Source organism: Microbacterium sp. NPDC089698 (genome assembly GCF_044749045.1).
GTDB lineage: Bacteria > Actinomycetota > Actinomycetes > Actinomycetales > Microbacteriaceae > Microbacterium.
Genome location: NZ_JBIVHE010000001.1, coordinates 243,301 through 265,626 on the forward strand (window position 1 = coordinate 243,301; position 22,326 = coordinate 265,626).

Genomic DNA, 22,326 nt, shown 5'->3' on the forward strand with positions numbered 1-22,326 from the left:
TCGGCCGAGACCGGTTCAGGCCGGCGGGTTCGCCGAAGCGCGGGCCGCGTCGATCGCCGCGGCGAGGCGATCCGGCGTGCGGGAGGAGATGGTCCAGCTCGGCGCGGGGTCCGCGGGATCCGTGTTCGGCACGACGACCACGCCGTCGATGCCGCCGCGGATGAGATGCCAGCCGCGGGCCGGAAGTCCGGGTCCGCGCGCCTGGCGTGCCTCCTCGCCCGTGAGGATCTCGGGCTCGCCCAGCCAGGACGCGTCGATCCAGGCGCGGCCCGCGCGCAGCACGTTCTGCTCGACCGCGACGCTCGGGGATCCGGCGATCATCAGCGCGATGATCGCGAGCGTCGCGGCGACGCCGATGGCGAGCGCGATGCCGGAACCGGCCGGTACGAAGACGAGGGCCAGCATGGGACCGCCGAGAGCGGCGGCGAGGAACAGCCACAGACTCGGCGCGAGACGTTCGCGGTAGCGGACGGCCGCGGAGGCGGCTCCGGCTTCGCGTGCTGCGTTCTGCATTAGCCTCTTTCCGTGACCGAATCCGTGGACGTTCCCATTATCGCGCCCCAGCTTCCCGTCTACGCCCACCCCGGCGATGCGGGCGCCGACCTCGTCTCGACCCAGGCGCTGCGGCTCGAACCGGGGCAGCGCGCGCTCGTGGGCACGGGCGTGAGCATCGCCCTTCCCGAGGGATTCGCGGCCTTCGTGGTACCGCGCAGCGGGCTCGCGGCGAAGCACGGCATCACCGTGGTCAACTCCCCGGGCACGGTCGATGCGGGCTATCGCGGCGAGATCAAGGTGAGCCTGCTGAACACGGACAGCAATGCGGCGTACGATGTCGCGGTCGGTGATCGGATCGCCCAGCTGATCGTCATGCCCGTCACCCGAGCCCGGTTCATCCCGGTCGACGCGCTGGACGAGTCGGCGCGCGGAGCAGGCGGATTCGGATCCACCGGCTATCAGACCCAGAGCCAGGAGAACGCATGAGTGACGACACCACGTCCGGGATCGAGCCCGCGGACGACGCCCCCGAGGCGCCCGTCCGCGACCGCGCGGTCGACGGTCCGTTCGACGAGAGCGAGGCCAACCCGGTCCGTCCCTACATCGACCTGGGTGCCATCAAGATCCTTCCGCGCGAGGGGCTGAACCTGCGTCTCGAGGTCGAGGAGCAGACCCAGCGCATCGTGGCCGTGGGCCTCGACTACGCGGACTCCACCCTCCAGGTGCAGCCCTTCGCGGCGCCGCGGACGAGCGGTCTCTGGGACGAGACCCGTGCGCAGATCCAGGAGCAGATCGCCCAGCAGGGCGGCACCGTGACCGAGCGCGAAGGCGCCCTCGGTTCCGAGCTCCTGGCCGAGATCCCCGCGGTCGCCGGCGACACCGCCGTCACGCGGCTCGCCCGGTTCGTCGGGGTCGACGGCCCTCGCTGGTTCCTCCGCGGCGTGATCGGCGGAGCCGCGGCGTCCGACGAGTCCGCGGCCGCCGCCGTCGAGGATCTGTTCCGCTCGATCGTCGTGGTCCGCGGCGGGGCTCCCATGCCTCCTCGTGACCTCATCCCGCTGCGCATGCCCGCAGCCCCCGGCACGGCGTGAGCGCGTCGCGGCCCGAGGAGCCGGAGCGCGCGCCCGACGCCGCGCTGGCGGAGCAGTATGCGCCGCCGCCGGCCCCCGACGCCGTGCAGAGCCTCGGCGCGGCGCTCGGCGGGGCCGCACAGCGCCTGGGCATCGACCCGAACTCGGGCGCGAGCACCGGGCACGTCGTGTGGAGCGCGATGGGCGGGTGGCGCGGGGTCTTCGAGTCCGTCCTGCCCAGCGCGGCGTTCCTCGTCATCTACACCCTGCGACCGGATCCGCTCTGGCTATCGCTCGTGGTCTCGGTCGGGCTCGCCGCGGTCTTCTCCGTGATCCGCCTGCTGCAGCGCTCGCCCGCGGCGTCGGCGCTCGGCGGGCTCGTCGCGGTCGCCGTCGCCGCGGGACTCGCACTGTGGACGGGCCGCGGTCAGGACAACTTCGTCCCCGGCTTCTTCACCAATGCCGCCTATGGCACCGTGCTGCTCGTGTCGGCGCTCGTCGGCTGGGCGCTCATCGGCCTCGCCGCGGGCTTCCTCATGGGGGACGTGCGCGGCTGGCGCGCCGACAAGCGCAAGCGCCGCGCCTTCTTCTGGATCACGATCGCCTGGGCCGCGCTGTTCTATGCGCGGCTGGGCGTCCAGCTGCCGCTGTACTTCTCCGGGAACGTGCAGGCGCTCGGCACGCTGAAGCTCATCATGGGGCTGCCGCTCTTCGCGCCGATGGTCGCCGTGACCTGGTTGCTGGTGCGCGCGCTGTACCCGCACAAGCAGGACGCCGACACGCGCCAGGAGTGACTCCGCGCGCTGTCCGCCGTGCTAGATTTATCTTGACGTCAAGATAAATCGACACCTTTCGTTCGCCTGTCCACGAGAGCAGACTGGTAAGGCCCGCCTTGCTAGCCGCGCGGGGGAGCGGGCGAGCAAGATGGAGTCGCCTGTCGCTTCCATCCGAACAGAAGGAGACGGATCCGTGTCCACGGTGAACAGCTTCGGTGCCAAGAGCACCCTGACGGTCGGCAGCACCGACTACGAGATCTTCCGGATCGACACGGTCGAAGGTTTCGAGAAGCTCCCGTTCAGCCTCAAGGTCCTCCTGGAGAACCTGCTTCGCACCGAGGACGGCGCGAACGTGACGAAGGCTCAGATCGAGGCTCTCGGTTCCTGGGACCCGTCGGCGCAGCCCGACACGGAGATCCAGTTCACGCCGGCTCGCGTCGTCATGCAGGACTTCACCGGCGTGCCCTGCATCGTCGACCTCGCCACGATGCGCGAGGCCGTCACCGCGCTCGGCGGCGACCCGAGCAAGATCAACCCGCTGTCCCCGGCCGAGATGGTCATCGACCACTCCGTGATCGCCGACCTGTTCGGCCGTCCCGACGCGATCGAGCGCAACGTCGAGATCGAGTACGAGCGCAACGGCGAGCGCTACCAGTTCCTGCGCTGGGGCCAGACCGCCTTCGATGACTTCAAGGTCGTCCCCCCGGGTACCGGCATCGTGCACCAGGTCAACATCGAGCACCTGGCGAAGGTCATCTACGACCGCACCGTCGACGGCGTTCTGCGCGCCTACCCCGACACCTGCGTCGGCACCGACTCGCACACCACCATGGTCAACGGCCTCGGTGTGCTGGGCTGGGGCGTCGGCGGCATCGAGGCCGAGGCCGCGATGCTCGGACAGCCCGTGTCGATGCTCATCCCGCGCGTCGTCGGCTTCAAGCTGACCGGCGAGATCCCCGCCGGCGTCACCGCGACCGACGTCGTGCTGACGATCACCGACATGCTGCGCAAGCACGGCGTGGTCGGCAAGTTCGTCGAGTTCTACGGCGCCGGCGTGGCCTCCGTGCCGCTCGCCAACCGCGCCACGATCGGCAACATGTCGCCGGAGTTCGGCTCGACCGCCGCGATCTTCCCCATCGACGACGTCACGCTCGACTACCTGCGCCTGACCGGGCGCGACGAGCAGGCCGTGGCCCTCGTCGAGGCGTACGCCAAGGAGCAGAAGCTCTGGCACGACGCCGCGAACGAGCCCAGCTTCAGCGAGTACCTCGAGCTCGACCTGTCGACGGTCGTGCCCTCGATCGCCGGTCCGAAGCGCCCGCAGGACCGGATCCTGCTGTCCGAGTCGAAGGCGCAGTTCGAGAAGGACATCCTGAACTACGCGACCGGCCCGATCGACGTCGCGGACTCCGGATCCTTCCCGGCGTCGGATCCCGGTTCCGTCCCCGGCGAGGAGGTCGAGACCAACGAGATCCCGACGCTCTCCTCGGGTTCTCCGAAGACCGCGTCGAAGCCGGTCAAGGTGAAGACTCCGGACGGGCAGAAGTACATCCTCGACAACGGCGCCGTGACGCTCGCGGCGATCACGTCGTGCACCAACACGTCCAACCCGTCGGTCATGATCGCCGCCGGTCTTCTGGCCCGCAACGCCCTCGCCAAGGGGCTGAAGCAGAAGCCGTGGGTCAAGACCACGCTCGGCCCCGGTTCCAAGGTGGTGACCGACTACTACGAGAAGTCCGGCCTCGACAAGGACCTCGAGGGCCTCGGCTTCTACACGGTCGGCTACGGCTGCACGATCTGCATCGGAAACTCCGGCCCGCTGATCGACGAGGTGTCCGCCGCGATCAACGAGCACGACCTCGCCGTCACCGCCGTCCTCTCCGGCAACCGCAACTTCGAGGGCCGGATCAGCCCGGACGTGAAGATGAACTACCTCGCGAGCCCGCCGCTGGTCGTGGCCTACGCACTGGCCGGGTCGATGAACTTCGACTTCGACACCCAGGCGCTCGGCACCGACGGCGACGGCAACGAGGTGTTCCTCAAGGACGTCTGGCCCGACCCGACCGAGGTGCAGCAGATCATCGACTCCTCGATCTCGCGCGACCAGTTCATCAAGCAGTACGCCACCGTCTTCGACGGCGACGAGCGCTGGACGAGCCTGCCCACCCCGACCGGCCCGATCTTCGAGTGGGATGCCGATTCGACCTACGTGCGCAAGGCGCCGTACTTCGACGGCATGGAGGCGACGCCCGCCCCCGTCACCGACATCACCGGCGCACGCGTGCTGGCGACGCTCGGCGACTCGGTCACCACCGACCACATCTCGCCGGCCGGCAACATCAAGGCGGGCACGCCTGCCGCCCAGTACCTCACGGAGCACGGCGTCGCGCAGAAGGACTTCAACTCCTTCGGCTCGCGCCGCGGCAACCACGAGGTGATGATCCGCGGCACGTTCGCGAACATCCGCCTGAAGAACGCGCTCGTCAAGGCCGTCAACGACGGTCAGCAGATCGAGGGCGGCTTCACCCGCGACTTCACCCAGGCCGGTGGCCCGCAGGCGTACATCTTCGACGCCTCGACGAACTACCAGGAGCAGGGCACGCCGCTGGTGATCTTCGGCGGCAAGGAGTACGGATCCGGATCCTCCCGCGACTGGGCGGCGAAGGGCACCAACCTCCTCGGCGTCAAGGCGGTCATCACCGAGAGCTTCGAGCGCATCCACCGCTCGAACCTGATCGGCATGGGCGTCGTCCCGCTGCAGTTCCCCGCAGGCGAGTCCTGGGAGTCGCTGGGCCTCGACGGCACCGAGATCGTCTCGATCGAGGGCCTGGAGGAGCTGAACAACGGCACCACCCCGAAGACGGTCAAGGTCACCGCGACCCCGAGCGAGTTCTCGCCCGAGGGCAAGCAGCCCATCGAGTTCGACGCGGTCGTCCGCATCGACACCCCCGGTGAGGCCGACTACTACCGCAACGGCGGCATCCTGCAGTACGTGCTGCGTTCGCTGGTCTGATCCACGCGTACGAGTCGGGGCCGGTTCCTTCGGGAGCCGGCCCCGTTCGCGTATCCGGCTCGCGTCGCGCGCGTCGGCATCCGCTCCGGCATCGCGGCCACTTGCACGACCTTGTCACGTTTGCAGGCGCTGTTCGCCGAATCGATCGTGCATGCGTGGCACGATCCTGCATTCGTCGGGGGATCCCGTCATTTCTTCGCCGGCAGCGTCGGCGGCGGGTCGTCCGGTGCGAGCTCCGTGGCGATCTGCCGGAACAGCCGGTCGCTCGCGTTGTCGTAGACGCCGTTCGCGTCGAACGCGCCCGGCAGGAAGGTCGTGGCCACGGCGACCGCGATCTTCTTCGACGGCAGATACGCCTCGGTCGCGCTGTATCCGCTGAGCAGCGGGTTCTGCAGCTGCCAGGATCCGGATCGCACCACCCCGAGTCCGTAGTTGTAGCCTTCGACCTGGGTGAAGCAGGATCCGGCGCAGACGGGCAGCGGCGTCCCGAAGCCGATGAGCTTCGAATCGGTCATCTCGTGGAAGCTCTTCGAAGACAGCAGCTTGCCGGTGCCGACCGCGACGGCCGTCGTCGCCATGTCGGTGATCGTGGTCGTCTCCGCCGCGCCGATCGGCGTGCCCCAGGCGGGATTCCAGAAGGTCGACTCCTCTGTGAAGGGCATCGACGGGGGGATGCCGAGGGCCACGCGGCGCTCTGAGCTGTAGGCGTGGAGCACCGGCTCCGGCACTGTCGCCGTGCTGTAGGCCGCGGTCTGCGTCAGGCCCATCGGCCCGAGGACCTTGGTCTGCAGCAGCTGGTCGAGCGGAGCGCCGCCGATCATCGACAGGATGTGGCCGAGGATCATGAAGTTCGTGTGCGCGTAGCTCCAGTTGGCGCCGGGCTCGAACTGCAGCGGGCGATTGAACGCGTCCTTCAGCCGCTCGTCGAATGTGAACTCGTGAAAGGGGTCGGCGTTGTACGCGGCGGTCCATTCCGGGTCCGTCTCGAAGTCGGGATACCCGGTGGTCTGGTTCGTCAGCATCCGGAGCGTGACCTTGTGCGACTCCGGCAGGCTGGGCATCCACCTGTCGACGGTGTCGTCGAGCGTGATTCTGCCCTCGTCGACGTACTCGAGGAGCAGCGTGGAGACGTACTCGAACGCCACGGCGCCGTTGCGGAAGTGCATGTCGGTCGTGGCGGGGACTCCGGTCATCGAGTCCCCAAAGGCCTGCATCGCGACGACCTTGCCGCCGACCGTGACCCGGACGATCACCGCTTTGAGGCTCTCGGCCTTCATCGCATCGCGGACGATCGCGTCGACGCGCTCGTTCGCAATGCTCTGCGGCGCGGGGGAGGCCGTCGCCGTGGGGGCGGCAGCACCGCCGGGCCGCCAGACGATCCAGCCGATCGCGACGACGAGCGCGACGATCGCTGCGCCGGCGACGATCAGCACCGTTCGCCGTCCGGGAGAGGTGCGGGATGCCGGTGTCTGCGCGTTCACGTTCGCCCTCTCGGATCCAGAATCGCGGAATGCCCAGGCGCACCGGCGGTCGGGTCGGGTTCGCCTGGCGCCGAGCATAGACCTGCGGCCGTTCCTCGATCAACGGACTCCTCACGCTCCGTCCATCGCACCTGCCGCCTCGGCTTCGAACTGCAGCCGCCATGCCGTACCGACGGTGCAGATCAACAGGAAGAAGGCCACGCCGTCGAGGATCTCGATGCTGACGAGATGGAGGAGCGGCGAGAGGAGGATCGCGACGATGAGCGGGAGCCCCCACCGGGGGAGGCCGCCGCGTGCGCGGAGGATCAGAACGAGTCCCACGAGCGTGGCGGCGCCGATGCCTCGGGCACCCCAGGCGATGCCGCCGGCCCACGAGTCGGCATCCGGGGTCGCGAGCCCGCTACCGAACGGCAGGAAACGGTGCATTGTGAGGAGCGCATCGGCGAAGAAGAGTGCACAGGAGGCAGCCGCCACCCCGATCGTCGCCCATGCCAGCCCTCTTCGCGGTCCGCGCCTTGTCTGCGCCCCTGCGAGCACGATCGCGCTCGCACCGACGGCGAGCAGGACGACCGCTCGGGTGCACGTCATGACGGTCAACATGACGACCAATGGGTTTCCGAGCCCACCGAGACCGGCCATCGTCAGTGCGAGCGATGCGAATGCGGCACTGACGATGAAGGCGAGGAGGAGTCCGGCGGCGGCAGCGAACGGCGAGAACTCGAGCACCCGCGCTGCGCGCAAGGCCGAGCGCGAGGGGGATCTGAAACCTGTGTGCTGCACTGAATCCCCCCTGAGCGTCGGCGTCATGTTAGCCGAGCAAGCGCGCCTCCCGCGTCAGATCACGCGGCGGATCCGTCATCGCACGGATTGCAAGGTGTCTTCGCGACCGTCTTCCGCCCGAGCGGCCAGGCGAGGAGGCCGCCGAGCGCGAACACCGCACCGAGCACAGCGGATCCGGTCCATCCTGCCGTGGCGTAGAGAGCGGTCGTGGTCGTCGCGCCGAGAGCGGATCCGAGCGAGTAGAACATCATGTAGCCGCCGATGACGCTGCTGGTCTCATTCGGGTGAGCGGACGTCAGCAGGCTCTGGTTGCTGACGTGGGCGGCCTGGACTGCGAAGTCGAGGACGATGACGCCGAGGATCACCAGAGGCAGCGACCAGGACGCCTGGGCGGAAGCGATCCACGACGCCGCGAGCAGCCCAAGCGAGACACCGGTCACCAGGTCCGCTCGGCCAGTGTCCGCCCAGCGGCCGGCGCGCGTCGCGCCCAGCGCACCGACGAGCCCTGCAATGCCGAAGGCGCCGATCTGGGCCGGGGACAGCCGCCAGGGATCCGCGGACAGCGGCAGCGCGAGTCCGCTCCAGAGGGTGCCGAAGGACGCGAAGAGGAAGAAGGCGATCGACCCTCGTGACACGAAGAGCGGTTCGCGGAAGAGCTGCCCGAGTGAGCTCACGACGCCACGGTAGGTCTTCCGGTGCGGACGGCGATCCGCGGGCAGCAGCCACAGGACGAACAGGGCGAGCGCGATGAGCAACAGAGTCAGCCCGACGTAGATGCTTCGCCAGCCCCACAGGTCGGCGACAGCGCCGGCGAGCACCCGCGCGCCGAGTATTCCGAGGATCACGCCGGAGGTGACCGCCCCGAGCGTGCGCCCGCGCTCCGCGGGGCTCGAGAGGTCGGCGGCGAAGGCCACGGCCGTCTGGACGACGACGGCGAACAGGCCCGTCGTGGCGAGACCGACGAGCAGCATCCACGAGGAGAGGGAGAATGCCGCCAACAGGGTGCCGGCAGCGGCGAGGAGCAACTGCATCCCGATGAGCCGTCGTCGATCCCACATGTCGCCGAGGGGGACGAGAACGGCCAAGCCGACCACGTAGCCGACCTGTCCTGCGGCGACGATCCATCCGAGGTCGGACTCGGGAACGCCCAATCCCGTCCCGATTTCCGCGAGGACCGGCTGGGCGACGTAGATCGTCGCGACGGCCACGGCGCAGACCACCGCGAGCAGGAACTTTCGGCCGGAGGTGATGAGCACGGACTCTCCAATCAGTAGCGAATTGCAACTAATCGGAGACTACGGCAGACTGGTTTCGATCTGCAACTCATTGGGAGGCGCGATGAACCCGACCGCACTCGTCGACGGTATGACCTGGACCGACCCCACCTGTCCGGTCGCGCGCACGCTCGACATCGTCGGGGACCGCTGGAGCCTGCTCGTCATCCGCGACGCGATCGACGGCGCGCGCTCATTCACCGACTTCCAACAGCGAACCGGGGTCGCGCGCAACATCCTCACCGACAGGCTTCGACGTCTCGTCGATCGCGGGATCCTGCGGCGGGAGCCGGCGGCTTCCGGGCGCCGGCAGGTCTACGTGCTCACGGACGAGGGCCGGGACTTCTTCACCGCCATCCTGGCGATACGTCAGTGGGGGGAGCGGCACATGTTCGCGCCCGGCGAGGCGCACTCCGTTGTCGTGGACGAGGCAGGCCGGCCGCTCGCCCCGCTGCATCCGGTCGACGTGAACGGCGACGGCGTCGACATGGACACGACCGCGGTCATCGGACGCGGCTGATCGGCGTCGCCTCGCCACGCCGCCCTCAGGCGGACGGCCCGGTGTAGCGGGACGAAGGGCGGAGGATCTTGCCGTCCTGCACCTGCTCGCGGGCGTGAGCGCCCCAGCCGATGAGTCGTGCCGAGGCGAACGTCGGCGTGAACAGCTCCCGAGGGATCCCGCACGCCTCCATCACCACCGCGGCGTACAACTCGACATTGGTGCGGAGGGCGCGGCCGGGCTTGAGCTCGTCGAGGACCCGCAGCACGGTCTGCTCCACCGTCACGGCCAGGTCGACGCGATCCGAGGCCAGCCCATCGGCGCGCAGCTGCTGGGCGACGCCGCGCAGCAGGCGGGACCGGGGATCCTCGGTGCGATAGACGGCATGCCCGAAGCCCATGATCCGCCCGCCGTCCTGGACGCGCTCGCGCACCCACGCCTCGGCGCGATCCGGGGTGCCGATCTCGTCCAGCATGTCCAGCGTGCGCGCGGGTGCGCCACCGTGCAGCGGCCCCGACAGCGCGCCGAGCGCCCCGCCGACGCACGAGGCGAGGTCGGCACCGGTCGATGCGATCACCCGTGCCGTGAACGTCGAGGCGTTGAAGCCGTGATCGATCGCGGCCGTCAGGTACGTGGCGAGGGCGGTGGCGAGGCGGGCGTCGGGCACGGCGTCCGTGAGCATGCGCAGGTAGTCGGAGACGGGGTCGAGCCCGGCGTCCGGCGCGATCGGATCCTGACCCCGACTCCGCCGGTGCAGTGCCGCGATCAGGGACGGCGCCACCGCGGCGAGACGGATCGTGTCCTCGACGCGCTCCTCGTCGGTCTCGTCGTAGAGCGCGCGTCGGCCGTCGGCGGCCGAGACCAGAGCGAGCCCGGTGCGCAACTGGGCCATGGGATCCAGCCCCGAACCCGCGATCGCCGACAGCGCGCTGCGCAGGTGGTCGGGAATCGCCCGCGCAGAGGCGGTGCGGGTGCGGAAGGCGCGGGAATCGGCGTCGCTCTGTGGCAGGGCGCCGAGGGCGACGAGGCTCCACGCGTCCTCGAATCGCGCCGCAGCGGCCAGCTCCACGCCCGACACGCCGCGGTAGTGGAAGAACCCCTCCTCACCGCGCACGTCGCCGATCGCGGTCTCTGCGACCACGACGTTCGTGAGCCCGCGCGGGACGTCGATGAGATGCGTGTCGTTGCGATCGATCGTGATGGCCATGTCGGCTCCTCTCTGGTGAGTCGCGGATGGCGGCTCGGTTCTGCTCGGAGTCGCGATGCGGCTCTTCGCTCACGATGCATAATGGATCCGGATATCGTCAATGTTGATCGAATCAATGAGAGGCGGTCCGGATGGATGCGCTCACGGCGGCGCAGACCGCAGCGCGTCTCGGAGTGCGGACCGAGACGCTCTACGCCTACGTCTCCCGAGGGCTGATCGCACGAGAGCGCGGCGCGCACGGCTCGCTGTTCGATCCCCTGGAGGTCGAGCGCTTCGCCCGCGCCCGTCGCCGGGTGACCTCGCCGTCGCACGGGGCGGCACGCCCGGCCGGAGCCGACGGAAGCCCGCTCGCGGTGATCGACACCGACATCGCGCTGATCGAGGACGGCGAGCTCTGGATCCGCGGAGTGCCGATCGATGAGCTGGTCGCGGAGGAGGGCGGAGAGCCGAGGTTCGACGCCGTCGTGCGCTGGCTCTTCGAGCGCACTGACCTGCCGCAGGCGGACGCTCCTCCGCTCGAGGGGCCGGGGAGCGACGCGGCGCGCCATATGCTCGCGGCGCTGCCGGCCGGGGCCGGGGCGTTCAGCCGACTCCTCGCGGCGGTCGCGGCTCTCGCGGCGGAGGATCCGGAGCGCTACGACCTCCGTGCGGAGACGGTGGCCCGGGTCGCGACACGGCTCGTCGCCGGCCTCGTGGATGCCCTCCCGCGGCTCGACGTCGAGAGAGGCGGGACGGCCTCCGCCCTCTCGACAGACACGCCCGCGACATCGGTCGCCGCACGGCTCTGGCCACGTCTCACCGCCCTGCCGGCCAGTCCCGCCCGCCTGCGCGTGCTGGACGCCGCGCTCGTGGTGCTCGTCGACCACGACATGGCCGCGTCGACTCTCGCCGCCCGGGCGGCGGCCTCGGCGCGTGCGCACCCCTACGCCGTCGTGGCAGCCGGGTTCGGCGCGCTCGATTCGGCCCTGCACGGTGCGGTGAGCGCCGCGGTGCACGCCCTCCTCCGGCAGGTGCGGGACGGAGCGGATCCTGCCTCGGCGGTCGCGACCGCGACCCGTCTCGGCGGGGCGGGGATCCCGGGATTCGGCCAGCTGCTGTACCCGGAGGGCGACCCGCGGGCGCGGCTGCTGCTGCGACTGATGCGGGAGACCGCGGATCCGCGGGCGGAGGCGGCGCTGCAGGTGGCCGAGCAGGTCGTGACCGTCGTGCGTGCCAGGACCGGTCTTCATCCGACGGTCGATCTGGCGCTCGCCGTGATGGCCCTGGCCTGGGAGATGCCCGCCGATGCGGGGGAGACGGTGTTCGCCGTCGCGCGTTCCGCAGGCTGGTGCGCGCACGCGCAGGACGAGTATGCGCGCGCACCGCTGCGGTTGCGGCCGATCGGCCACTACGTCGGCCCGGATGCGGCGGATCTCCAGCGGTCCGGGAGCAATGCTCGGTAGGCTGGATCGGTGCTGCGGGCTCCGGCTCGCCGCGCACTATTGGCTTCAGGAGGCAGACACGGTGGCGATCCTTCCCGGTATCTCCGGTCCCCGCGACCTCGATCGGCTCACGCCCGAACAGCTCGTCGAGCTGGCGGCGGAGGTCCGATCGTTCCTGATCGAGAACGTGGCCCGCACCGGCGGGCACCTGGGGCCGAACCTCGGGGTCGTGGAGCTCACGATCGCGCTGCACCGGGTGTTCTCCTCGCCGGACGACCCGATCATCTTCGACACCGGGCACCAGTCGTACGTGCACAAGCTGCTCACCGGACGCCAGGACTTCTCCGCGCTGCGATCGCGCGGGGGACTGGCGGGCTACCCGCAGCGCTCGGAGAGCCCGCACGACGTCGTCGAGTCCTCGCACGCCTCGAGCTCGCTGAGCTGGGCCGACGGGATCTCCCGGGCCTTCACGGCGACGGGCCGTGAGGATCGTCACGTCGTCGCGGTCGTCGGCGACGGGGCGCTCACCGGCGGCATGACCTGGGAGGCGCTCAACAACATCTCGGACGACAACGAGCGCAATCTCGTGATCGTGGTCAATGACAACGGCCGCTCCTACGCGCCCACGATCGGCGGCATGGCGCGGTACATGAACCGCGTGCGCACGGCGGGCGTGTACCGCGACCTGCATCGCAAGTCGGATCGCTTCTTCCGCGCTTTCGGACCCGTGGGTCGTGCGTTCTACCGGGGCGTCCGCGGCGGCACGCACGGCTTCCTCTCGCGTTTCTCGAACAACGAGGAGCTGTACTCCAACCTCGACATCAAGTACCTGGGCCCGGTCGACGGTCACGACATCCCTTCGCTCATGGAGGCGCTGCAGCTCGCGAAGGACTACGGCGCGCCGGTCATCGTGCACGTCATCACGGAGAAGGGCCGCGGCTATCAGCCCGCGCTCGACGACGAGGCCGACCAGTTCCACGCCGTCAACAAGATCGACCCGAAGACGGGGACGCCCCTCGCGGCGAGCGGCACGGGATGGACCGACGTGTTCGCCGACGCGCTCGTCGATCTCGGTGCGCGCAAGCCCGAGGTCATCGCGATGACCGCCGCCATGCTGCGACCCACCGGGCTCGCCCCGTTCGCCGAGCGCTTCCCGGACCGCGTCTACGACGTGGGCATCGCCGAGCAGCACGCGGTCACGGCGGCCGCGGGGCTCGCCTACGGCGGCCTGCACCCGGTCGTCGCGCTGTATGCGACGTTCATGGGCCGCGCGCTGGACCAGGTGCTGATGGACGTCGGACTGCACCGCGCCGGGGTGACGTTCGTGCTGGACCGGGCCGGCGTCACCGGGCCCGACGGTCCGAGCCACCATGGTCTGTGGGACCTCTCCATGCTGCAGATCGTGCCGGGGATCCGCATCGCGGCGCCCCGCGACGCCGAGCGCCTCCGCGAGGAGCTGGAGGAGGCGGTCGGCGTCGACGACGCGCCCACCGTGATCCGCTATCCGAAGGGGGCCGTGGCTCCCGAGATCGCCGCGCTCGAGCGCCTGCACGACGGCGTGGACGTGCTGTCCCGCGGTGAGGGCGAGGATGTCCTGCTCGTGGGGATCGGGCCGTTCGCGTCCCTCGCGCTCGACGTGGCGGAGCGGCTCAAGGCGCAGGGGATCGGCGCGACCGTGATCGACCCCCGCTGGGCGATCCCGGTGCAGCCCTCGGTCGTCGAACTCGCCGCCCGGCACCGCCTGGTGATCACGCTCGAGGATGGGATCCGCGTCGGCGGAGTCGGAACTCGCGTGCGGCAGGTGCTGCGCGAGGCGGGCATCGACACCGCGGTGGACGAGCTGGGCCTGCCCGACGCGTACATCGACCATGCGAGCCGCGAGCAGATCCTCGAGGACGCCGGACTCACCGCCGGCAAGATCGCGCAGGACGTGGTCGCGCAGGTGCTCGGCACCCGGGTACCGATCGCCCGTCCCACGGGCGAGGTTCCCCTGCACACGGGCACCGTCGACATCGTGACGGGCATCCGTGCGGAGCACGGCGCGGAGGAGCGCCGGCGCGGCTGAGGGCGCTCTGAGATCAGGCCGGCTGGACCGCGTCCCGCTCACGACGGTCGTCGCGGAGCGCCTTGCGCATCGTGATCCACCATCCGGCGACGGTCGCCGGTGCGGTGAGCCCAGCTCCCAGGCCCGCGAGGACGAGCGTGTACGGCGATTCCCGTGTCACGAGCGCGCCGATCCCCAGACCGACGGCGCCACCGACCACCGCACCGAGCAGCAGGTAGGCGGAGGCATGGATCCACGCGGGGCGGGTTCCGGCGAGCCGCCGTCCGATCGCTCCCGCAAGCGGCGCGGCGACGAGCGTCACGAGACCGGAGATCGTCCCGCCGATGACGAGCACGATGGTCAGGTACTGGAGCCCCCCGAGCATCGCTCCGCCGGTCGGGGGCAGCCCGTCGAGGCTCGCCGGCGACCAGAGCGATGTCACGAGCGAGATCAGCGTCGGAACCACGAAGAGCGACGTCAGAAGGATCAGGAAGGACAGCCAGGCCCAGACGGCCCCACGGCTCAGCTCGGCAGCGGTGAACGCCATGGGTCGCTTCGGAGTGCGCGGCGACCCCATCGTACTCATCGGACGGCGCCGGTCGAGCCTGCGTCGACGAGAGCGCGATGGCGTGCATCTCGTCGCAGCGCGATCCGAGCGGTGATACTCCAGCCCACGGGAAGAGCGAGAGTCACGGCGATGGCGACGCCGATGGCGAACGGTCGCATCGGATCCACCCAGAGGAACCGGCAGAGGACCCACCAAGCCAGGCCGATCCCCGCGCCGAGGATGAGGAACATCACGCTATGGACAAAGGCGTTGTCCGTACGGCGAAGTCGATGGCCGACACCAAGCCCGAGCGGCGCCAGGACGCATGCGAGCACGAAGGAGAACGGGACGATGAACAGGAACGAATTCGCGACGCGTGACCAGAAGAGCGCCACACCCGTCAGCCCGTTGAAGGACTCGTAGACCAGCCCGGGGACAGGCGTCGCCGCGTCGACCGCGTACGCGAGCTCGGCACCGAGCACGAAGATGATCCACGCGAACGCCGTGCCACGGATGAACTCCTTGGGCGTGAACGCCATCGGCTCGCTGGACGTGCGCGGTGATACGAAGACAGCGGCGCTCATGGTCGCACGTCCGCGATCTGATCGAGGAGATCGCGGGTGACGCCGCGTACCCCGGGGACGCGCAGGAACGGGAGCGCGACGGCGAACAGTCTGAGGCCGGTGTCGAGGAGGCGCGTGGTCTTCGCCTGGTCCGGCGACTCGTCATAGGTCCACCGGAGGATCAGCGCCAGGTACATCGGGAAGATCGCCTCCGGCAGACGCTCGGCGATGTCGTCCGGCACGCGGTGCGACGCCCCTTCGACGACCTCGCGGAGCAGGCCGATCGTCATCTCGCGCGCGGGGGAGGACTCCACGGAGAGCGGGTTGATGGGGGAATCGGGGGAGACCATCGCGCTGAGGAAGCCGGGGGCGACCGCACGATAGGCGCCGACCGTCTCCAGGCCCGTCTCGAAGAACACCCGCAGTCGGTCCACGAGGCCCGTCGTGCCCTCCAGCCGCGGGCGCGCGGCGGCGGCGTGATCCCGCTGCTGCTGGTCGTAGAGCTCCTGGACCAGGTGCTCCTTCGAGGGGAAGTAGTAATAGGCGTTCCCCACTGAGACGCCGGCCTCCTTGGCGATGAGGCGGATCGTGGTGTCCGGGTACCCGCGCTCCACGAAGGAGGCCATCGCCGCGGCGCGGATCCGCGCACGCGTTGCCTCGGCCTTCGGGGTGAGGGGCTTCGCAGTGGTGTCCGACTCTGAACTGAACATGTTCAAAGAATAGCGTCAAGCGGAGCTCGCGTCCATCGGGACGTCATGGCAGGGGTCGTGTTCGGCTCAGGTGGGACCTGCGAGCGTCTCGGTGACGAGCTGCGCGACTGCGGGCTCGGCGTGCGCGCGGTCGTCGCTCACGAGGCCGATGCGCGTGCGCCGGTCCAGGACGTCGTCGGCGGTCAGCGCGCCCTCCGCCCGCACCGCGAACTCCACCTCGGCACGTGTGACGTCGATGCCCGCCGCGATGGGGTCCCGTGGATCCGCGCAGCGCGCGCGGCCCAGCACCAGCCCGGCTTCGGCGCCGTACCGCCAATCCAGGTCGCTCCCGGGTCGGTGCGGCGAGGCGAGTGCGCCGACCAGGGGCAGCGTGGCGGTACGGCATGGTGTCGCAGACAGGTTCGCGAGCGCGACGGCGCGATCCACCGCATCCTCCGCCATCCGGCGATACGTGGTGAGTTTGCCGCCCAGCACATTGACGAAGCCGCCCTCGGAGACGGCGACGAGGTGACGCCGGGAGATGTCCGCGGTGGACGCGCCGCCGGTGTCGACGAGCGGGCGCAGCCCGGCGTACGCGCCGCGCACCTGGTCGCGGCGGATCGGCGTGCGAAGCGCGCGGTTGAGGACCTCGAGCAGGAACGCGATCTCCGACTCCGTGGGGGTCGCGACCGAGGGCACGGGGCCCGGCGCGTCCTCGTCGGTCAGACCCACGATGACGCGTCCGAGCTGCTGCGGCAGTGCGAAGACGAAGCGGCTGATGGAGCCGGGATGCGGCACGGTCAGCGCCGCGGACGGATCGCCGAGTGCGGCGGCGTCGACCACGAGGTGCGTGCCGCGACTCGGACGCATGCGGATGGAGTCATCGAGCGCTCCGGCCCAGACGCCCGTGGCGTTCACGACCGTACGCGCCCGGATGTCGAACCGCTGCCCGGTCAGGGTGTCCTCGAGCGCCGCGCCGTCGTGGCGCAATCCGAGTGCCCGCACTCGCGTGAGGATCCGCGCGCCGTACGCAGCCGCGGTCCGGGCCACCGCGACGACCAGTCTGGCATCGTCGACGAGCTGCCCGTCGGCGGCGAGCACCGCGCCCCGCAGGCGGTCGGTCTGCACGGACGGGGCCAGGCGCCTGGCCGTGCGCGCGCTGACGAAGCGCGGTGCGGGCAGGACGGCCTGAGGCGTCCGCACCTGCAGCCGCAGCAGATCGCCGAGCGCGAAGCCGATCGCGCCGGTGGTGCGCTGGGTCAGCGTGACGGCGGGGGAGAAGGGCAGCAGCTGCGCCATCGGCCGGATGAGGTGCGGCGCGATGCGCGTCATCAGCAGGTGGCGCTCGATCGCGCTCTCCCGGGCCGTGGCGACGTCCCCGGTCGCGAGGTAGCGCAGCCCGCCGTGCACGAGCTTCGAGCTGAACCGGCTCGTGCCGAATGCGAGGTCCTCCGCTTCGATGAGTGCGACCGACAGCCCCCGGCTCGCCGCGTCCAGGGCCACGCCGGCCCCGGTGATGCCGCCGCCGACGACGAGCAGATCGACGCGATCCTCCGCCGACCGGACGAGTTCCTGTCCTCGCCGTGCCGCGGTCAGCCGCGAGGCTCCGTTCATGGTCGGAGCAGGCCTTCGACGGCGGCGCGAAGTTCGCGTTCGAAGGAGGGCTCGTCGATCAGCTCGCTCACCGTCCCGTGCGAGAGCAGCGCGGACTGCGCGACGAGCAGGAGCATGACCGCCATCGCCTGAGGGTCGTCCCCGCGCACCGAGCCGTCGTGCTGGGCGGCGCCGATCGCGACGGCGAGCCACGCGAGGATCGCGCGCTGGCTGGATCCGACCCGCTCCAGCGTGTAGCGGGTGAACGCCTCCGGCTCCTCCGTCAGCAGGTGCCGGTAGACGTCGTCGGCGCGGAAGAGCGCTGCGAACCGCAGGACGTCGTCGACGATCTCCGCACGGGTCGTCGCGGGAGCGGGGAACCGGTCGAGGATGACGGCCACGCGGCGCAGCAGTGCGGCGCGGACCACATCGTCCGCATCGGACCAGTTCCGGTAGACCGTCGGGCGGCTCACGCCGGCGCGCCGGGCGAGCTCGGCGATCGTCATGCCGCGTACGCCGCGGGTCGCGATGAGCGCATCGGCGGCATCCAGGATCCTGCTCTGCGTCGCGTCCCAGGTGGGAAGCACGACGCCCGCAACTGCTTGACGTTTTGTCATGATCTGTCACACTGTAACGCATGAGTCACGAGAGCGGCAGAGGCGCCGACGATCCGATCTCCGAGGCCGCGCGGATGCGCTGGAACGGCTGGGGGGACCCGGAGCGCGCAGAGGATCTGCCCTTCGCCGTGCGGTCGCTGCTGCCGCTCCTGCTCGGACGGATCCGCCGCCCCCGGCCCCCGATCGCCCTCGGCGAGGTTCGCCTGAGCCCCTCCGCCTTCACGCCGGAGGATGCGGACGCCTTCGCCGCGGTCCTCGGGATCGACCACGTCCTGACGGACGCGGAGTCGCGCATCAGGCACGCCGGCGGACGGTCCACACCCGATCTGCTGCGGCGCCGCGACGCGGTGCAGGCCTCGCCGGACGCGGTGCTCCGGCCCCGCGACCACGACGATGTCGTCGCGTGCCTGCGGCTCGCTGCGGAGCGCGACATCGCCGTGATCCCCTTCGGCGGCGGCACCAGCGTCGTGGGCGCACTCGACCCCGAGCGCGGAGGCCATCGTGCCGTCGTGAGCCTGGATCTCGGTCGCCTGAGCGGGCTGCTCGGCTACGACGCGGTGAGCGCCGAGGCGGTGCTGGCCGCCGGCACCACGGGGCCCGAGGCCGAACGACTTCTCGCACAGCACGGCATGGAGCTCGGGCACTACCCGCAGAGCTTCCGCTATGCGACGATCGGCGGGTTCGCCGCCGCCCGCTCCTCGGGGCAGAACTCCGCCGGATACGGACGGTTCGACACCATGGTCACCGGGATCAGCGTCGCGACGCCGACCGGCGACATCGAGCTCGGCCGGTCGCCGGGCAGCGCGGCCGGGCCCGACCTCGTGCGTCTGTTCCTCGGATCCGAAGGCATCTACGGCGTCATCACCGAGGTCAGGGTGCGTGTTCATCCTGCGCCGGCGGAGCGCGTGATGGAGTCCTGGACGTTCCCCGACTTCGCGACCGGTGCGGCAGCGTTGCGGGCCGTGGCGCAGCACGGCGGCGGTCCCACGGTGATCCGGCTTTCGGATGAGGCCGAGACGAGCGTGAGCCTCGCGCAGGTGGGGAAGATCGGCAAGGCCCTCGCCAAGGGGGCGAGCGCGGTCACCGTGTTCGAGGGGGACGACGTGGCCGCGCGCCGGATGCGCACTGCGGCACTGCTGCAGGCGGCCGGAGGCACGTCCTCGGGTGAGGGTCCGTCCGAGGACTGGCTGCGCACCCGCTTCGACGGGCCGTATCTGCGCGACGCCCTGCTCGATGCCGGCGTGTTCTGCGAGACGCTGGAGACCGCGACCACGTGGTCCCGCCTCGAAGGACTGCGCGATGCCGTGACACGCGCCCTCAAGAGCGGGTTCGCCGACGCGGGCCGCAAGGTGTTCGTGATGTGCCATGTCTCGCACGTGTATCCGACCGGCGCCTCGCTGTACTTCACCCTGCTGGCGCCGCTCGCCGCCGACGCGCAGGAGGTGTGGTCCGGCATCAAGCACCGCATCGGCGACGCGATCATGGCGGCGGGCGGCACGATCAGCCACCACCACGCAGTGGGCCGCGATCATGCGCCCTGGCTCGAGGAGGAGATCGGCGAGACCGGCGTGCGGATACTCGCCGCCGTCAAACGAGAACTCGACCCCGAGGGGATCATGAACCCCGGAGCGGTGCTCGGTGCGGCGACTCCCGTCCCTGCGCGCGCACCGGGGGCCTGAACGTGCCGGTGATCGCCCTGATCGCGAATCCGCGCTCCGGCAAGGGGCGCGGCGCCGCTGCCGCGGACGCGGCCATCTCGGCACTGCGCGACGCAGGGGCCGAGGTGCGCGTGCGCATCGGGTCTTCGGCGGCCGACACGCGGCGCCTCACCGCGACCGCCCTCGCGGAGCGTCCTGATGCGATCGTGGTGGTCGGCGGCGACGGCACGGTATCGGAGATCCTGCCCGACCTCACGGGCGCAGCGGTACCGCTGGTGCTCGTGCCGGCGGGCACCGGAAACGACTTCGCGCGCGCCCTGGGGCTGCCGCGGCGCGATCCCGCGAGTGCCGCGCTCCTGGCCCTGCACGGAGAGCGTCGTCGTATCGACGTCGGCGAGATCGTCGCCGGCGGGCGGACCACGCCGTTCCTCACGGTCGCCGCACTCGGCTTCGATGCGAAGGTCAGCGACCGCACCAATCTGCTGCGGTGGCCGCGCGGGGCTGCGCGGTACTACCTCGCGATCCTCGTCGAAGTCGTGCGTCTGCGTCCCACCCGGTTCCGGCTGGCCTGCGACGGTGAGAGTCCGCGGGAGGCGCCAGGCACGCTCGTCGCCGTGGGCAACACGGTCAGCTACGGGGGTGGCATGCCCATCTGCCCCGACGCGCGCCCTGACGACGGTCTGCTGGACGTCGTCCATGTCGCCCCGCTGGGACGTGCCAGGCTGCTGCGCCTGTTCCCGCTCCTGCTGCGCGGGCGTCATCTGGGGCGATCGGAGGTGGCTCATCGGCGCGTGGCCGAGATCACGGTCTCGGCACCGGACCTCGTGGTCTACGCCGACGGCGAGCGGGTCGCCGAGAGGGAATGCCGGATCCGGGTGCGGCCGGCATCGCTGACCGTGATGGTCCCGAACGGAGGAACGGCATGAGCGGCTTCGACGAGGACGTCGTCGTGATCGGATCCGGATTCGGCGGCGCGGTCGCCGCGCTCCGGCTCGCGGAGAAGGGCTACCGGGTCCGCGTGTACGAGGCGGGGCGCCGCTTCGAGGACGAGGACTTCGCCCAGACGAACTGGAACGTGCGCCGGTATCTGTGGGCCCCGGCGCTGGGCTGCTTCGGCGTGCAGCGGATCCACCGGCTGCCGCATGTGATGATCCTCGCGGGGGCGGGTGTCGGAGGCGGCTCCTTGAACTACGCGAACACGCTCTATCAGCCGGGCGCCGCCTTCTTCGACGATCCGCAGTGGGCCGGTATCGCGCCGTGGCAGGAGGAGCTCGCGCCGCACTATGCGTCCGCCAGGCGCATGCTCGGCGTCGTGGAGCACTATCCGCACACCGGTCCGGTGGAACGGATCATGGCCGGTGCGGCCGAGGACCTGGGGGTGGCGAAGACGTTCCGCCGCGCACCGGTCGGGGTGTACTTCGGCGCGCCGGGGGAGACCGTGCCGGATCCGTTCTTCGGAGGCGAGGGGCCCGCGCGCACCGGCTGCACGCTGTGCGGGAACTGCATGGTCGGCTGCCGGGTCGGTGCGAAGAACACCCTCATGAAGAACTATCTCGCCCTCGCAGAGCGCCGTGGCGTGGTGATCGAGGCCCTCCGCACCGTCGTCGAGGTGCGCGAACTCGCGGGAGGCGGGTTCTCGGTCACCACCCGTCGCAGCGGCGCCTGGGGCCGGGGCCTCCGGCGCACCGTGACCGCGGAGCAGGTCGTGCTCGCCGCGGGCACCTGGGGGAGCCAGCAGCTCCTGCACCGGATGAAGGCCTCCGGGGCGCTGCCGCGGATCCCGGATGCGCTCGGCCGGCTCACCCGCACCAACTCCGAGGCGCTGGACGGCGCGGTCTCGACCGCGGTGCCGGACGGGGCCGGCTTCGCGCAGGGCGTGGCCATCACGACCTCGTTCCACGTCGACGAGCGCACCCACGTGGAGAACGTGCGCTACGGGCCGGGATCCAACCTCATGGGTGCCCTCGCGACGGTGCTCGTGCCCGGGGACGTGCCGCTCGGACGACGGCTGGGCGCGCTGCTCGGCGCCGTCGTGCGCCATCCGATCCGCCAGTTCCGCCTCGGCACGCTGCGGCGCTGGAGCGAGCGGGGCATCATCGCGCTCGTGATGCAGACCGCGGACAACTCGCTGACACTCTCCCTGCGGCGCCGGTTCGGGCGCGACGTGCTGACGAGCGCCCAGGGGCACGGCGCGCCGAACCCGAGCCATCTGCCCGAGGCGCATCGGGCGGCGGAGGCGATCGCGGCCCGCATGACGCAGGAGACGGGCGTCCCGGCATCCGCGCGCGGATCCTGGCCCGAAGTCTTCGGGATCCCGCTCACCGCGCACTTCCTCGGCGGCGCGGTGCTCTCCGACGCGCCGGAGCATGGCGTCGTCGACCCCTTCCACCGCGTGTGGGGCCATCCCGGGCTCTCGGTCGTGGACGGTTCCGCCGTCCCGGCGAATCCCGGTGTCAATCCCTCGCTCACGATCACGGCCCTCGCCGAACGCGCGATGTCGTACTGGCCGCGACAGGGCGAGGCGGATCCGAGGCCCGTTCAGGAGTCCCGCGGTCGCTGAGCGATCACGGCCGGAGGCGGAGCGAGACGAAACGCGACA

General features: G+C 70.7%; 20 protein-coding genes. 10 read left to right on the forward strand and 10 right to left on the reverse strand.

Features of this window, described 5'->3' with window-relative positions; all coding sequences use genetic code 11:
- Positions 1-15: 15 nt before the first annotated feature.
- Positions 16-513, reverse strand: a complete 498-nt coding sequence (locus ACIPY5_RS01125; protein ID WP_400965675.1) for a DUF3093 domain-containing protein — start codon at positions 511-513, stop codon at positions 16-18.
- Positions 514-525: 12 nt separating this feature from the next.
- On the opposite strand from ACIPY5_RS01125, the gene dut reads away from it, so the two are divergent.
- The 4 genes from dut to acnA all read left to right on the forward strand — a co-directional run bounded on the left by dut (position 526) and on the right by acnA (position 5,354).
- A complete protein-coding gene (dut, locus tag ACIPY5_RS01130) occupies positions 526-981 on the forward strand; it encodes a dUTP diphosphatase (RefSeq protein WP_309341607.1) in 456 nt (151 codons plus the stop codon).
- Complete coding sequence (locus tag ACIPY5_RS01135) at positions 978-1,586, forward strand: DUF3710 domain-containing protein (protein ID WP_309341608.1); 609 nt, start codon at positions 978-980, stop codon at positions 1,584-1,586. Before dut ends, ACIPY5_RS01135 begins: the two co-directional genes overlap by 4 nt.
- Positions 1,583-2,359: a DUF3159 domain-containing protein gene (locus ACIPY5_RS01140; protein ID WP_400965678.1), complete on the forward strand. Its 777-nt coding sequence runs from the start codon at positions 1,583-1,585 to the stop codon at positions 2,357-2,359. The genes ACIPY5_RS01135 and ACIPY5_RS01140 overlap by 4 nt, the downstream gene beginning before the upstream one ends.
- Positions 2,360-2,489: 130 nt before the next feature.
- On the forward strand, positions 2,490-5,354 hold the full coding sequence (gene acnA / locus ACIPY5_RS01145) for an aconitate hydratase AcnA (RefSeq protein WP_400965681.1): 2,865 nt from the start codon (positions 2,490-2,492) through the stop codon (positions 5,352-5,354).
- Positions 5,355-5,542: 188 nt separating this feature from the next.
- Here acnA and ACIPY5_RS01150 read toward each other — a convergent pair whose 3' ends face one another.
- The 3 genes from ACIPY5_RS01150 to ACIPY5_RS01160 form a co-directional block, all read right to left on the reverse strand.
- On the reverse strand, positions 5,543-6,835 hold the full coding sequence (locus ACIPY5_RS01150) for a serine hydrolase domain-containing protein (RefSeq protein ID WP_400965684.1): 1,293 nt from the start codon (positions 6,833-6,835) through the stop codon (positions 5,543-5,545).
- A 111-nt stretch (positions 6,836-6,946) separates the two neighbouring features.
- A complete protein-coding gene (locus ACIPY5_RS01155) occupies positions 6,947-7,423 on the reverse strand; it encodes a hypothetical protein (protein WP_400965687.1) in 477 nt (158 codons plus the stop codon).
- Positions 7,424-7,674: 251 nt separating this feature from the next.
- Positions 7,675-8,871 carry an MFS transporter gene (locus ACIPY5_RS01160; RefSeq protein WP_400965690.1) on the reverse strand — a complete coding sequence of 399 codons (1,197 nt, stop codon included), beginning with the start codon at positions 8,869-8,871 and terminating at the stop codon, positions 7,675-7,677.
- Positions 8,872-8,953: 82 nt separating this feature from the next.
- Between ACIPY5_RS01160 and ACIPY5_RS01165 the strand changes: the two genes are divergently transcribed.
- Complete coding sequence (locus ACIPY5_RS01165) at positions 8,954-9,409, forward strand: winged helix-turn-helix transcriptional regulator (RefSeq protein WP_400965693.1); 456 nt, start codon at positions 8,954-8,956, stop codon at positions 9,407-9,409.
- Between the two features lie 25 nt (positions 9,410-9,434).
- On the opposite strand, the gene ACIPY5_RS01170 is transcribed toward ACIPY5_RS01165, so the two are convergent.
- The gene (locus tag ACIPY5_RS01170) at positions 9,435-10,595 is read right to left on the reverse strand and encodes a citrate synthase (protein WP_400965696.1); all 1,161 of its coding nucleotides are present in this window, start codon (positions 10,593-10,595) and stop codon (positions 9,435-9,437) included.
- Between the two features lie 131 nt (positions 10,596-10,726).
- Here ACIPY5_RS01170 and ACIPY5_RS01175 point away from each other — a divergent pair, with 131 nt between their 5' ends.
- Positions 10,727-12,037 (forward strand): citrate synthase, encoded by a 1,311-nt coding sequence (locus ACIPY5_RS01175; RefSeq protein ID WP_400965699.1) that lies wholly within the window; start codon positions 10,727-10,729, stop codon positions 12,035-12,037.
- Between the two features lie 61 nt (positions 12,038-12,098).
- The gene (gene dxs / locus ACIPY5_RS01180) at positions 12,099-14,081 is read left to right on the forward strand and encodes a 1-deoxy-D-xylulose-5-phosphate synthase (RefSeq protein WP_400965702.1); all 1,983 of its coding nucleotides are present in this window, start codon (positions 12,099-12,101) and stop codon (positions 14,079-14,081) included.
- 13 nt (positions 14,082-14,094) lie between these two features.
- On the opposite strand, the gene ACIPY5_RS01185 is transcribed toward dxs, so the two are convergent.
- The 5 genes from ACIPY5_RS01185 to ACIPY5_RS01205 all read right to left on the reverse strand — a co-directional run bounded on the left by ACIPY5_RS01185 (position 14,095) and on the right by ACIPY5_RS01205 (position 18,069).
- Complete coding sequence (locus ACIPY5_RS01185) at positions 14,095-14,607, reverse strand: hypothetical protein (protein ID WP_400965705.1); 513 nt, start codon at positions 14,605-14,607, stop codon at positions 14,095-14,097.
- Between the two features lie 35 nt (positions 14,608-14,642).
- The gene (locus tag ACIPY5_RS01190; protein ID WP_309341617.1) at positions 14,643-15,191 is read right to left on the reverse strand and encodes a hypothetical protein; all 549 of its coding nucleotides are present in this window, start codon (positions 15,189-15,191) and stop codon (positions 14,643-14,645) included.
- A complete protein-coding gene (locus ACIPY5_RS01195) occupies positions 15,188-15,880 on the reverse strand; it encodes a TetR family transcriptional regulator (protein WP_400965708.1) in 693 nt (230 codons plus the stop codon). The genes ACIPY5_RS01190 and ACIPY5_RS01195 overlap by 4 nt, the downstream gene beginning before the upstream one ends.
- 66 nt (positions 15,881-15,946) lie before the next feature.
- Complete coding sequence (locus tag ACIPY5_RS01200) at positions 15,947-17,473, reverse strand: FAD-dependent oxidoreductase (RefSeq protein ID WP_400965711.1); 1,527 nt, start codon at positions 17,471-17,473, stop codon at positions 15,947-15,949.
- A complete protein-coding gene (locus ACIPY5_RS01205; protein ID WP_400965714.1) occupies positions 17,470-18,069 on the reverse strand; it encodes a TetR/AcrR family transcriptional regulator in 600 nt (199 codons plus the stop codon). The genes ACIPY5_RS01200 and ACIPY5_RS01205 overlap by 4 nt, the downstream gene beginning before the upstream one ends.
- 20 nt (positions 18,070-18,089) lie before the next feature.
- Here ACIPY5_RS01205 and ACIPY5_RS01210 point away from each other — a divergent pair, with 20 nt between their 5' ends.
- Genes ACIPY5_RS01210 through ACIPY5_RS01220 form a run of 3 tightly spaced genes read left to right on the forward strand, consistent with a single transcriptional unit; the run spans position 18,090 to position 22,287 of the window.
- Positions 18,090-19,748 (forward strand): FAD-binding oxidoreductase, encoded by a 1,659-nt coding sequence (locus tag ACIPY5_RS01210; RefSeq protein ID WP_400965716.1) that lies wholly within the window; start codon positions 18,090-18,092, stop codon positions 19,746-19,748.
- A gap of 2 nt (positions 19,749-19,750) precedes the next feature.
- Positions 19,751-20,653, forward strand: coding sequence for a diacylglycerol/lipid kinase family protein (locus ACIPY5_RS01215; RefSeq protein WP_400965719.1), 903 nt, complete (start codon positions 19,751-19,753; stop codon positions 20,651-20,653).
- Positions 20,650-22,287, forward strand: coding sequence for a GMC oxidoreductase (locus ACIPY5_RS01220; protein ID WP_400965722.1), 1,638 nt, complete (start codon positions 20,650-20,652; stop codon positions 22,285-22,287). Before ACIPY5_RS01215 ends, ACIPY5_RS01220 begins: the two co-directional genes overlap by 4 nt.
- Positions 22,288-22,326 lie beyond the last annotated feature (39 nt).